At 64.3% G+C, this 12,405-nt stretch carries 9 protein-coding genes and 1 pseudogene; 7 read left to right on the forward strand and 3 right to left on the reverse strand.

Translation table 11 applies throughout. The features are described 5' to 3' along the window. Window positions 1-206: 206 nt before the first annotated feature. Window positions 207-932 (reverse strand): acetoacetyl-CoA reductase, encoded by a 726-nt coding sequence (phbB, locus tag FJ930_RS00730; protein ID WP_140748353.1) that lies wholly within the window; start codon window positions 930-932, stop codon window positions 207-209. An 89-nt stretch (window positions 933-1,021) separates the two neighbouring features. Next, a complete protein-coding gene (locus FJ930_RS00735; RefSeq protein WP_140608227.1) occupies window positions 1,022-2,200 on the reverse strand; it encodes an acetyl-CoA C-acetyltransferase in 1,179 nt (392 codons plus the stop codon). Between FJ930_RS00735 and FJ930_RS00740 the strand changes: the two genes are divergently transcribed. Both FJ930_RS00740 and phaR read left to right on the forward strand, forming a co-directional pair. Continuing rightward, window positions 2,181-2,414 (forward strand): hypothetical protein, encoded by a 234-nt coding sequence (locus FJ930_RS00740; protein WP_140748359.1) that lies wholly within the window; start codon window positions 2,181-2,183, stop codon window positions 2,412-2,414. The two genes, FJ930_RS00735 and FJ930_RS00740, sit on opposite strands and share 20 nt — an antisense overlap. Before the next feature lie 81 nt (window positions 2,415-2,495). Further along, entirely contained in the window at window positions 2,496-3,104 is a 609-nt protein-coding gene (phaR, locus tag FJ930_RS00745) for a polyhydroxyalkanoate synthesis repressor PhaR (protein WP_140748362.1), read from the forward strand. 17 nt (window positions 3,105-3,121) lie between these two features. On the opposite strand, the gene FJ930_RS00750 is transcribed toward phaR, so the two are convergent. Further along, the gene (locus tag FJ930_RS00750) at window positions 3,122-4,264 is read right to left on the reverse strand and encodes a citrate synthase (RefSeq protein WP_141833751.1); all 1,143 of its coding nucleotides are present in this window, start codon (window positions 4,262-4,264) and stop codon (window positions 3,122-3,124) included. A 93-nt stretch (window positions 4,265-4,357) separates the two neighbouring features. On the opposite strand from FJ930_RS00750, the gene FJ930_RS00755 reads away from it, so the two are divergent. From FJ930_RS00755 to FJ930_RS00775, 5 genes and pseudogenes are all read left to right on the forward strand, one after another. Next, the gene (locus FJ930_RS00755; RefSeq protein WP_141833752.1) at window positions 4,358-5,446 is read left to right on the forward strand and encodes a citrate synthase/methylcitrate synthase; all 1,089 of its coding nucleotides are present in this window, start codon (window positions 4,358-4,360) and stop codon (window positions 5,444-5,446) included. Between the two features lie 207 nt (window positions 5,447-5,653). Next, window positions 5,654-6,784, forward strand: coding sequence for a patatin-like phospholipase family protein (locus FJ930_RS00760; RefSeq protein ID WP_141833754.1), 1,131 nt, complete (start codon window positions 5,654-5,656; stop codon window positions 6,782-6,784). A gap of 890 nt (window positions 6,785-7,674) precedes the next feature. Further along, window positions 7,675-8,850, forward strand: coding sequence for an efflux RND transporter periplasmic adaptor subunit (locus FJ930_RS00765; protein WP_141833756.1), 1,176 nt, complete (start codon window positions 7,675-7,677; stop codon window positions 8,848-8,850). A 74-nt stretch (window positions 8,851-8,924) separates the two neighbouring features. After that, window positions 8,925-12,100: pseudogene (locus FJ930_RS00770) on the forward strand (efflux RND transporter permease subunit). 120 nt (window positions 12,101-12,220) lie between these two features. After that, a complete protein-coding gene (locus tag FJ930_RS00775) occupies window positions 12,221-12,379 on the forward strand; it encodes a DUF3309 family protein (RefSeq protein ID WP_140608213.1) in 159 nt (52 codons plus the stop codon). Window positions 12,380-12,405: the final 26 nt, after the last annotated feature.

Genomic DNA, 12,405 nt, shown 5'->3' on the forward strand with positions numbered 1-12,405 from the left:
TCGGTGTTGTGAACAGCTTATCCACCGGGAATCCACAAGCTTGGCCACCGGTTTCGCGCCGAGGGTCCCGCCGCCAATTAACTTTGCGTGCCTGATGAGGGATCAGGCCGCGGCGAGGGCCTGGAGGCCTCAGCGTCAATTCGCAAACGGACCGGTTTTCCCGGTCCGTTTGTCGCCAGTGCGAGGCCTTTGGCCTCGGCGACGTGTCAGACGAAATACTGGCCGCCGTTTGCGGTGAGGGTCGAGCCGGTGATGAAACCGGCCTCTTCCGAAGCGAGGAAGACGACGCAGCGCGCGATCTCTTCCGGTTCGCCGAGGCGGCCGACGGGGATCTGCGGCAGGATGCGCTCGTTGAGCACCTTCTCGTCGATCGCCTTGACCATTTCGGTGGCGATGTAGCCGGGGCAGATGACGTTGACGGTGATGCCAGCGCGAGCCCCTTCCTGCGCCAGCGCCTTGGAGAAACCAATGTCGCCGGCCTTGGCGGCGGAATAATTGACCTGGCCGGCCTGGCCCTTCTGGCCGTTGATCGAGGAGATGGTGATGACGCGGCCAAACTTGCGATCGCGCATGCCGCCCCACAGCGGATGCGTCATGTTGAAGACACCAGTCAAATTGGTGTCGATCACCTCTTTCCATTGCTCACGCGTGATCTTGTGGAACATGGCGTCGCGGGTGATGCCGGCATTGTTGACCAGCACCGAGACCGGGCCGAGGTCGGCCTCGACCTGTTTGATGCCGGCGGCGCAACCGTCATAGTCGGCGACCGACCATTTGTAGACCGGAATGCCGGTCTCGGCCTTGAATTTCGCCGCCGCGTCGTCGTTGCCGGCGTAGTTCGCGGCGACCGAATAGCCGGCGGTCTTCAAAGCGATCGAGATCGCCGCACCGATGCCGCGCGATCCACCCGTGACGATTGCAACCTTGGTCATGCATTTCCCCTTTTTGAGATCGCCCTGTTGTCGGGCTTGGCAGGCACTTGATATGGGACGGGCGGCTCGCGCCGCCCGTCAATCGTTTTTCAGAGTGCTTCCACGCACATGGCGACGCCCATGCCGCCGCCGATGCATAGGGTGGCGAGACCCTTTTTGGCGCCTCTGCGGCGCATCTCGTAAACCAGCGTGTTGAAGATGCGGGCGCCCGAGGCGCCGATCGGATGGCCGATGGCGATGGCGCCGCCGTTGACGTTGACGATCGAGGGATCCCAGCCCATGTCCTTGTTGACGGCGCAGGCCTGCGCCGCGAAAGCCTCGTTGGCCTCGACAAGGTCAAGATCGCCAACCGACCAGCCGGCCTTTTCCAGAGCCTTGCGCGAGGCGGGAATGGGGCCGGTGCCCATGATCGCCGGATCGACGCCGGCGGTTGCCCAGGACGCGATGCGCGCCAGCGGGGTAATGCCGCGCTTGACGGCTTCCGCTTCGCTCATCAGCAGCGCGCCGGCCGCACCATCATTGATGCCGGAGGCGTTGGCGGCGGTCACCGTGCCATCCTTGTCGAAGGCCGGCTTCAGCTTGGTCATGGCGTCGAGCGTGGCGCCATGGCGGATGTATTCGTCCTGGTCGACGACGGTGTCGCCCTTCCTGCCCTTGATGGTGAAGGCGACGATCTCGTCCTTGAACTTGCCGGCCTTCTGCGCGGCCTCGGCCTTGTTCTGCGAGGCCAGCGCGAACTGGTCCTGATCATCGCGGGTGATCTGGAACTGGCGGGCGACGTTTTCGGCGGTGTTGCCCATGTGGTAGCCGTTGAAGGCATCCCACAGCCCGTCCTTGATCATGGTGTCGATCATCTTGTAGTCGCCCATCTTGACGCCGGCGCGCAGGTGCTCGGCGTGCGGCGACAGCGACATCGATTCCTGGCCGCCGGCGATGATCACCTTGGCGTCGCCGGTGGCGATCTGCTGCATGCCGAGCGCAATGGCGCGCAGGCCCGAGCCGCAAACCTGGTTGAGGCCCCAGGCAGTGGTCTCCTTGGGCAAGCCGGCGATGATCGAGGCCTGCCGGGCCGGGTTCTGCCCTTGAGCGGCGGTCAGCACCTGACCGAGAATGACCTCGTCGACCTCGGCCGCTTCGACGCCGGCACGCGACAGCAATTCCTTGATGACGATGGCGCCCAGTTCATGGGCGGGCGTGGCGGCGAAAGCGCCGTTGAAGGAACCGACGGCCGTGCGCGCGGCGCTGGCAATGACGATGGAATCGGACATTTTGTTCTCCAGACCTCAAGCTGATGTTCTGTCGTTGAGGACTTTTCTTGCCCTTTCCCAACCTCAAGTCAAACCGGAAATCGGCATGGCGCCCATGCGTCGCAAGCAGGGCGCGCGTCGCCGTGCCGCTGGCCCGGCCGCTGCTGCGCAGCATATTTTGCCCGCTATGCAGCATTATGTGATCCCGCACTGCACAAACTGCTTGGAATTATGAGGCTTTTGCGCATATCCTCAAAAAGGGCGCAATCGTTACCGGCTGCTTACTCAGGCGCGCCGGTGTCCGGGGAGGAAGCAGATGGCCGCAAAAGACGATCCGATCATTATCAAGAAATACGCCAATCGCCGCCTCTACAATACGGGGACGAGCACGTATGTGACGCTCGAGGATCTGGCCGAGATGGTCAAGAAGGGCGAGGAATTCACCGTCCAGGACGCCAAGACCGGCGACGACATCACGCACCCGGTGCTGACCCAGATCATTTTCGAGCTTGAGAACAAGGATGGGCAGAACATGCTGCCGATCCCGTTCCTGCGCCAGCTGATCGCATTCTACGGCGACCAGATGCAGATGATCGTGCCGAGCTTCCTCGAACAGTCGATGATCGCCTTCTCCAAGGAGCAGGAGCGGTTCCGCGAACAGATGAAGGGCGCCATCGGCAAGTCACCGCTCGACGTGATGAAGATGGCGACGCCGATGAAGGCGCTGGAAGAGCAGACACGCCGCAACATGGAAATGTTCCAGAACGCGATGCGGCTGTTCACGCCATTTCCGCCGGCGGGCTCGGCACCGGCCGCGCCCCCCGCCGAACCGGCCAGGAAGGAAACGCCTGAGAAGCCCGACGATCTGCAGCAGCTGAAGGACCAGATCGCGGCCATGCAGCGTAAACTCGACACGATGTCGTAAGCGCACGCGTCACGCGTTTAGGGCAACAATCCCTCATAGCGGCCGCGTGGCCGGATGATGTTGCCGCTCACCATCTGTTCGACCATATGCCCCGCCCAGCCGATGCTGCGTCCGAGCGCGAACAGCTGAAACGGCGCATCGCGCGGCAAGCCGAGGCTGCGCGTCAGCACGGCCAGGGCAAAATCGATGTTCGGTCGGGCGCCGGTCGCGGCAATGGCGGCGGCTACCAGCGACCACAATGTCTCGTCGGTGTTGTCGATGGCCGCCAGAAGTGCCGTGGCTCGGGGGTCGCCCTCGGGATAGAGCTGATGGCCGAACCCCGGCAGTGGCCGGTCATGGCCGAGCCAGCGCCGGATCGCGGCATCGGCGCCGTGTCGTGCCGCATCTTCCGCGAGTTGCATCACCGCTTCGCCGGCGCCACCGTGGCGCGGGCCGGACAGTGTCGCCAGGCCCGCCAGCAGGCAAGCGGCGGGTGAGGCTCCCGTGGAGGCCGCGACGCGGGTGGCAAAGGTCGATGCGTTGAGTTCGTGGTCGGCGAGCAGCACAAGGGCGCGCCGGATCGCTTCCGCGCCGCCATCATCGACCGACCAGCCCCGCGCCAATCGCCGATGCACCGGATCCGGCCCCGGCGAGGCACCGAGGGCACCGGCCAGCACGCCGATCGCGTGCGCGGCATCCGTGCATAGCGAAGCGACGCTGCGTCCAAGCGAAGGCCGTCCCTGGCCGGCCAGCAGGGCAAGCTGCGCAAAGGCCGCGGCTCGACCGAGCTGGCTTGGCGCATCCGGCGCCGGCGCTTCGAAACGGACGGGTTCAGGCAGGGCCCAGAGCAGGGCGGCGGCCTCTTCCAGCGTGGCATGGTCGGACAGCGCAACGGCGTCCTGGCCCCGGTAGATGAGATGACCATGCCAAACGGTCGAAATCGCCGTGGCGATCGACGGCTCGCCCCAGGCGATGGCGCTTTCGGCGATGGCCGAGGGGCTGCGTCCGCGCGCCCGGCGGGTTGCCAGCGCCGCGATGTCGTCGGCGCGATATTCGCTGCGGCGCGGATCGGCACGGTCCGGGCGCATGCCGATGCGCCCGCGGCTGACATAGGCGTAGAGCGTCTGCGGCCTCACCCGAAGCCTTTCCAGTGCCTCTTCCCGCGACAGCCATTCGGACATATCGAGCCCTGATATTGATTCTATTGATCAAGATTGATGCTTGGGTTGTCCACTCTTATCTCCGATCGGGAAAAGCTTCAAGGAGACAAGGTCATGGCGAATGGGCTCGATGATGTGGTGGCGGCTGAAACCGTGCTGTCGGACGTGGATGGTCTGGGCGGCCGCCTGACGATCCGTGGTCATTCCCTGCCGGAACTCGCCGGGCGATGGAGTTATCCGCAGGTCGTGCATCTGCTGCTGGACGGGTTCTTCGACGATTTGCCTGGTGACGCCGATCTGGCGGCGAGATTGGGCAAGGCGCGTGTCGAGGTGTTCGATCGGCTCCTGCCTTCGCTGCCCCTGCTGGCACCGCTTGACGTTTATAGCGCCATGCGCGCCGGCATGGCGCTGCTGCCGGATGGCGAGACGCTGGCGGATGCCTTGCTGCTGATCGCGGCACCCGCCGTGCTGACGCCGGCGCTCTTGCGTCTGGGACGCGGCGAGCAGCCGATCGCACCGAACGGCAAGGCCGATCATGCCGCCGACATGTTGCGGATGCTGAGGGGTTCCGATCCTTCGCCTGATCTTGCCAAGGCGCTCGACACCTATCTGGTGACCGTCTGCGACCACGGCCTCAATGCCTCGACTTTCGCCACCCGCGTCGTCGCTTCGACATTGGCCGGCCTAACATCGTCGGTGCTGGCCGGGCTCGGCGCGCTCAAAGGGCCGCTGCATGGTGGCGCGCCCGGCCCGGTGATCGAGATGCTCGATGCCATCCAGGCGCATGGCGACGCGGCCGTCTGGCTGCGCGACGAGATCGCGCATGGCGAACGCATCATGGGGTTCGGCCATCGGATCTACCGCGTGCGCGATCCGCGCGCCGATGTGCTGAAAGCAGTGGTCCGGCAGCTCGGCGGCGAGGGCGAGACCGGCCGCCGGCTGGCCTTCGCCGAGACTGTCGAGCAAACGGCGCTCGAGGTGCTTCGGATCGCCAAGCCGCAGCGCTCGCTGCAGACCAATGTCGAGTTCTACACGGCACTGGTGCTGGAAGCTGCGGGTTTCCCGCCGCGATCCTTCAGCAATGTCTTTGCCGCCGGGCGCGTCGCCGGCTGGGTCGCGCATGCGCGCGAGCAGCAGACGACCGGACGCCTGATCCGTCCGCAGTCACGCTATGTCGGCCCGGTGCCGGACCTCGTCGCCTAGGCTCCATGCCGGTTTCGAACCGAACGCCTCTTCGCGTTGAAGCGGAGGGGCTTTCGGCGTGCCTGAAAATTTCATGTGATCACGCGACCGTGTTCGTGTTCTTGCCTTGGTCCATCCTTATATGCTGCACTGCAACATAAACTGCTGGCAACCGCTTCCTTCCGACCACGTTGGGGCAGGCTGGAGCATCAGGATGACAGGAACGCCATGACGAAGAACGGCAAGGCGGAGGAAAAGAAGAAAATCAATATCGCCCTTCAGGGCGGCGGCTCGCACGGGGCTTTTTCCTGGGGCGTGCTTGATCGGCTGCTGGAGGATGGGCGGCTGGAGATCGCGGCTGTGTCCGGCACCAGCGCCGGCGCCATGAACGCGGTGGCGCTGGCCGATGGCTTTGTCAGAGGCGGGGTCGAGGGGGCGCGCAAGAAGCTCGACGATTTCTGGCGCGCCGTGGCGGCGAAGGGTCGCTTCAGCCCGGTGCAGCGCATGCCCTGGGATGTCGCCTGGGGCAACTGGTCGATCGAGAACACGCCGGGCTACGTCTTCTTCGACACCATGTCGCGAGTGTTCTCGCCCTATGTCGCCAACCCGCTCGGCCTCAATCCGTTGCGCGACGTGGTGGCGCGGGAGATCGATTTCGGCAATGTTCGCGCCTGCAAGTCGATGGAACTGTTCATCTCCGCCACCAATGTCGAGACGGGACAATTGCGGGTCTTTTCCGATGGCGAGATCGACCTCGACACGGTGATGGCCTCCGCCTGCCTGCCGCAACTGTTCCGGGCCGTCGAGATCAAGGGCGTGCCCTATTGGGATGGCGGCTATGGCGGCAATCCGGCGCTCTATCCGTTCTTCAAGACGGCGGCGACCGAGGACGTGCTTCTGGTGCAGATCAACCCCGTGGTGCGCGAGGGGACGCCGAAAAGCGCCAACGAGATCCAGAACCGCATCGACGAGATCACTTTCAATGCCGGGCTGCTGCGCGAATTCCGCTCGATCGCCTTCGTCAAGGAACTGATCGCTGCCGGCCGGCTGCCGCATGGCGAATATCGCGACATCCGCATGCACCGCATCGATGCCGACGAGGCGTTCAAGGACCTGTCGGCATCATCCAAGATCAACGCCGAATGGGCGTTTCTGACCTATCTGCGCGACCTCGGCCGCACCGCCGCCAGCGACTGGCTGGAGGAGAACTACGACGCCGTCGGCAAGCATGCGACGCTCGATCTCTCGGGCGAACTGGACGACGGGTTCAAGCCGGTGCGCGGCCCGGCACCCGGTCGGCGGGTCAAGGAATTCCTTGCCGCACGCAAGACCCCGGAAGCAGAACGCCGCCGGGCCTGAACCCGTCGGCCGCCAAAGAGCGCGATAGCCGTGCCGCCGGCCGGCACTGCCCGGCTGTCGCGTGAAGGGTGCCGGATCGATCAGGACCATCGGCGCGGTTGTCCGGAAATCCGCGTAGCGTCCGTGGACAATGGGCAAGTGACAACCAGCGCGTGTGAGGATCGCATCATCATGCTGACGCCTGCTGCCACCGACACGCCCATGCTGCCGCGCACCGTCGCGCGCTACTGCCCGGAAATGATGAGTGGATCGGTCGGCACCACGCTTGCGAATGGGACGGAGTTTCCGTAGCCGCGCTGTGGTCAGTGCCATGTCGCTGGCTTCGAGCCGCAGTGATCCGACACAGCCCATTGCCGGGCGCACTGACGCTCTTGATGGCAGGCTAAACGTCGGCGGACTGGCTTGCCGCAATCCAAACTTGGCTGGCATGACCTGCTATTTCGCAAGCAATTCCAATGGATTGGTCGGGATCGCCGCCGCCGGAATCGGATAGCATTCGCCGATCGGAAATGATCTGCCCCGTCGGTCGAAATCCGCATCCCGATCAAAAACCCGCGCAGGATGGCGACGGTTCCGCGGGAATGTGGTGCTGCCGCGTTGGCAATGACAGAGCGGTCATTCGGGCCGGCGATGAGGGGGCGGATCGTGACCCGGCTGTATGTCGGTTGAGCAGGTATTTTAGCGGATCAAGAACAGTATCGCGGTGGCCACACCTTGTCCGGCTACGCAATGCTGCTGCAACTTTGGCACTATATCGCGGTGCAACTTTGATGTAGAAGCGCGCTCGCCGATCACGGCAAATTGAACACGGTCAGGCGCGCACCCATATCGGCGACGCGCCCGCGCCGCGGAGGCGCGGTGCTGGCCGAACCCGCAACGGAAAAACGACGATGCCTAAAATCAGGTTTCACAAGCTTGCAGCCATTGTTGTGCTCATTGGTTTCGCTGCCTGGATGGCGACAGGCGAGTTCTCGTCTGTCGGCAGCGTAGCGGCCAACAAGGCCAAGGCAGCCGAAGTCGATCAGGGCAAGGCGCCGGATGCGAGCAAGGCGAAGACATCAGAAGTCGAGCTGAAAGCGACGCTGCGCACCGTCGCGGTGGTGACGCCGCCGCGCAAGACCTATGCGCGCGCCATCCGTATCTCCGGGCTGACCGAGGCCGACAAGCGCGCGGTGCTTGCAACCCGCGTCGCCGGCGTCATCGACAAGCTGCCGGTGAAGCAGGGCCAGCACGTCAAGACGGGCGATCTGGTTCTGATGCTGGCGGCGGAGGAAAAGATCTCGATGGTCGACAACGCCAAGCAGCTTGTGGCGCAGCGCAAGGCCGAGCTCGATGCGGCCGAGCGGCTGGCCAAGACCGGCAATTTGCCCAAGCTGCAGCTCGACACCGCCCGTTCCAATCTGACCCAGGCGCAATCCCAGCTGGATACCGCGCAGGCCGAACTCGATCGCGACGAAGTCAAGGCGCCGTTCGACGGCGTCATCGACCGGGTGCCGGTGGAACTCGGCAGCTCCGTCATGCAGGGCGGCGAAGTGGCAACCATCCTCAAGCTTGATCCGATCATCGCCCGTGGCGAGATCAGCGAGCGCGATCTCGGCTACCTGAAGCTCGGTGACAAGGCCAGCGTTCGGTTGGTCAACGGCCAGACCGTCGAAGGCACCGTGCGCTACATCAGCCGCGATGCCTCGTCGGCGACCCGAACCTTCCGCGTCGAAATCGCCATCCCCAATGCCGATGGCAGCGTTCCCGCCGGCATGACCGCAGAGATCGGTCTCAGCGCCTTGCCGACCGACGCGATCATGCTGCCGCGCTCGGTGGTGACGCTCGGCGACAAGGGCGATCTGGGCATCCGCGCCGTGGGCAAGGACAACAAGGTCGTGTTCTACCCGATCGATCTGGTCGACGACACGCCGACCGGTCTTGTGCTTGGCGGCATTCCCGCCGACGCGCGCATCATCGTCGCCGGTCAGGAACTTGTGAAGGAAGGCGATGGGGTCAATGCGGTCGAGGCCGACCAGGCGACCATCAACAAGCTGATTGGCGAAGCCACCGCCGGTACCCAGTAGCGCGACGTCAGCGCGCCGGACTTGTCCGGCGCCTGGTCAGTTCGCCGCTCCCGAAGAAACAGCAGGTCCAATTCATGGATATCGTCAGACTCGCAATCAAAATGCCCGCCTGACCATCTCGGTGCTGGTCTTCCTTCTGCTTGCCGGCTGGGTCGCTTATCAGTCGACACCAAAGGAAGCGGAACCCGACGTTCCGATTCCGATGATGTATGTCAGCCTGATCTACCAGGGCATTTCGCCGGAGGATTCCGAACGGCTCCTCTTGCGCCCGATGGAAAGCAAGCTGAAGAGCCTGAAGGGCCTCAAGGAAATGCGCTCGGCTGCCTTCCAGGGCGGCGGCTATGTGCTGGTCGAGTTCCAGCCGCAGACCAATCTGGCAACGGCGCTGCAGGATACGCGCTCCAAGGTGCAGGACGGCAAGGCCGACCTGCCCCAAGCGGCCGAGGAGCCTGTCGTCACCGAGGTCAACGTTTCCGAATTTCCAGTGCTCGTCGTCACCTTGTCCGGCGAATTGCCTGAACGCGTGCTGGCGGCCGCGGCGCGCGAGCTGCGTGACCGCATCGAGGAAGTGCCCGGCGTTCTCGAAGGCTCGCTGCAGGGCTCCCGCGACGATCTCGTCGAGGTCGTGATGGATCCGATGAAACTGTCTTCCTACGGCCTGCAGCTCGATCAGCTCATCGGCGCCGTCGGCGCTTCCAACAGCCTTGTCGCCGCCGGCAACATCGAAGGTTCGCAGGGTAAGTACGCCGTCAAGGTGCCGTCCCTGATCGAGACGCCCGAGGATGTGGCGGCGCTGCCGGTGGTTGCCGGCCCCAACGCCGTGGTGCAGGCAAAGGACATCGCGACGATCCGTTCGACCTTCGCCGACGCCACGACGATCACGCGCCTCAACGGCAAGCCGGCCATCGCAATCGAGGTCAAGAAGCGCATCGGCGCCAATCTGATCGACACGCTTACCAAGGTGAGGGAGGTGTCCGACACCTTCGTCAAGACGATGCCCGAGGGGATGCACGTCACCTACACGCAGGACAAGTCTGTCTTCGTCAACCAGCTGCTCGGCGATCTGCAGAACCACGTGATGATCGCGGTCATCCTGGTGTTCATCGTCATTCTCTACGCGCTGTCCGGCCGTGCCTCGCTGCTGATCGGCCTCGCCATTCCATCGTCCTTCCTGATCGGCATCCTGCTTCTGGCGATGATGGGCTACACGATCAACATGATCGTGCTGTTCAGCCTCATCCTGGCGGTCGGCATGCTGGTCGACGACGCCATTATCGTCACCGAATTCGCCGAACGGCGGATGAGCGAGGGCATGCCGAAGCAGGAAGCCTTCGCGCTCGCCGCAAAGCGCATGGCCGGTCCCGTCATCGCCGCGACCATGACGCGCATCGCTGCCTTCTCGCCGCTGCTTTTCTGGCCGGGCATTATCGGCGATTTCATGAAGTACATGCCGATCACGCTGATCGTCACACTCTCGGCCTCGATGCTTTATGCCCTGGTCTTCGCGCCGACGCTGGGCGCTATCTTCGCCAAGGCGCCGGAGCATCACGAGGACGACAATCGCGACGGTTGGTATATGGCCGTCGTCAAGCAGGCGGTGCGCTTCCCCATCACCGTAATGGTGCTCACCGTCGTTCTTCTGGCCGGTATCTTCGTTGGATACTCGAAATATGGCGCCGGCGTCGAGTTCTTCCCGAGTGTGGAACCGGATTACGGACTGCTCTACGTGCATGCCCGCGGCAACCTTTCGCTGGCCGAAATGGACACGGCGACCAAGATAGCGGAAAGCAGGCTGCTCGGCTGGCCGGGCGTGAAGTCGGTCTATACCCGCGTCGGCAAGTCCCAGGGCGGCGGTCAGGATGTGCCCGAGGACGTCGTCGGCGTCATCCAGTACGAGTTCATCGACTGGCGCGAGCGCAAATCGGCCAACCAGATCCTGAACGATCTGCGCGGCGTCATGGCCGGCATTCCCGGCGTCGACGTCGAGGTTCGCGTGCCGGAAGCCGGCCCGCCGACCGGCAAGCCGATCCAGATCAGGCTTTCGGCCGTCGATCCGAAGGGGTTGGACGAGAAGGCGCGCGCGGTGGCGGCGCGCATCGCCAAGGTGCCCGGCGTCATCGACATTTCCGACGGCTTGCCGCCGCCCGGCGTCGACTGGGCGCTTGAGGTCGACCGTGCCAAGGCCGCCCAGTATGGCATCAGCCCGACATCGGTTGGCACCGTTGTGCAGCTCGTCACCAACGGTCTGAAGCTGTCGGAATACCGGCCCGCCGGCGCCGACAAGGCGGTCGACATCCGCCTGCGCTTGCCGGAGGACCGGCGCACGCTGTCGACCCTCGACGAACTCAGGGTGCAGACTTCGCAGGGATCGGTGCCGATCTCCAACTTCGTCGTGCGCAAGGCGAAGCCGAGCGTCGGCGTCCTCAACCGCATCGACGGCGCGCGCACCGTGGTGGTGCAGGCCAATGTCGCCGCCGGCGCCCAGGTCGCGGCGGTACAGCAGGAGGTCACCAAGGCCGTCGCCGACATGAACCTCGGCAGTGGCATCCGCTGGAAGCTGGCCGGCTCGAACGAGGACAGCGCGGAAGCCAGCGCCTTCCTCAGCAAGGCTTTTGGCGCCGCGATCTTCCTGATCTTCCTGGTACTGCTGGCGCAGTTCAACAAGTTCACCAGCGTCTGGCTGGTGCTGTCCTGCGTCGTCATGGCGACGATCGGCGTGTTCCTCGGGCTGCTGATAACAGGCGAGACATTCGGCATCGTCATGTCGGGCATCGGCGTCATCGCGCTCGCCGGCGTGGTGGTGAACAACAACATCGTGCTGATCGACACTTATGACCGGCTGCGCGAAGAGGGTTGGGACAAGATGGATGCCGTGCTGCAGACCTGCCGCGAGCGTGCGCGACCGGTGGTGCTGACCGCGGTGTCGGCGATCCTGGGTGTGCTGCCGATCGCTTTCGGCCTCGGGCTGGAAATCTTCCATCACGAGACGACGATCAACGCACCGTCGACGCAGTGGTGGATCTCGCTGTCCTCGGCGATCGTCTTCGGCCTGTCCTTCGCCACCATCCTGACGCTGGTGGTGACGCCGTCGATGCTGATGGTATTCACCCGCGCCAAGGTGAAGCCTGGCGCCAAGCGCGGCTGGTTCGGCCGGCTGTTCCGGCGCGGCAAGGGCGAGACCCCATCGGACGCGCCGACAGCGGAGGCGGCCTCCGAGCCGGCCATCGCCTTCCCGAAGGCCGCCGAATAGGCAGGCTTGCCGATCTGACCGGCAAAGGCCGCACGGAACATCCGGGCGGCCTTTTGCATTTTGTCCTCACGAGCAATGCGAAGCATCGTCTCGGGAGCAATGCAGAGCGGGGATTTCGTCATGCCGATCATCACCATTGTCATCATCGTCCTGATCCTTGTGCTTATCGGCGCGGTGCCGGCCTGGCCGCATTCGCGCTCCTGGGGGTATGGACCTTCGGGCATAGTCGGTGTGGTGCTGGTGGTGGTTCTGGTGCTGCTTTTGATGGGGCGGCTCTGAGCCGCCTATCGGCTGGTGAAGAGGCG

Source organism: Mesorhizobium sp. B2-4-15 (genome assembly GCF_006658505.1).
Lineage (GTDB): Bacteria > Pseudomonadota > Alphaproteobacteria > Rhizobiales > Rhizobiaceae > Mesorhizobium.

What these genes read in the sequence shown, in the direction of transcription:
- FJ930_RS00765 (WP_141833756.1), top strand. Translation starts at nt 7,675, where the DNA reads ATGCCTAAAATCAGGTTTCACAAGCTTGCAGCCATTGTTGTGCTCATT.
- FJ930_RS00760 (WP_141833754.1), top strand. Translation starts at nt 5,654, where the DNA reads ATGACGAAGAACGGCAAGGCGGAGGAAAAGAAGAAAATCAATATCGCC.
- FJ930_RS00735 (WP_140608227.1), bottom strand. Translation starts at nt 2,200, where the DNA reads ATGTCCGATTCCATCGTCATTGCCAGCGCCGCGCGCACGGCCGTCGGT.
- FJ930_RS00755 (WP_141833752.1), top strand. Translation starts at nt 4,358, where the DNA reads ATGGCGAATGGGCTCGATGATGTGGTGGCGGCTGAAACCGTGCTGTCG.
- FJ930_RS00750 (WP_141833751.1), bottom strand. Translation starts at nt 4,264, where the DNA reads ATGTCCGAATGGCTGTCGCGGGAAGAGGCACTGGAAAGGCTTCGGGTG.
- phaR (WP_140748362.1), top strand. Translation starts at nt 2,496, where the DNA reads ATGGCCGCAAAAGACGATCCGATCATTATCAAGAAATACGCCAATCGC.
- phbB (WP_140748353.1), bottom strand. Translation starts at nt 932, where the DNA reads ATGACCAAGGTTGCAATCGTCACGGGTGGATCGCGCGGCATCGGTGCG.
- FJ930_RS00775 (WP_140608213.1), top strand. Translation starts at nt 12,221, where the DNA reads ATGCCGATCATCACCATTGTCATCATCGTCCTGATCCTTGTGCTTATC.
- FJ930_RS00740 (WP_140748359.1), top strand. Translation starts at nt 2,181, where the DNA reads ATGACGATGGAATCGGACATTTTGTTCTCCAGACCTCAAGCTGATGTT.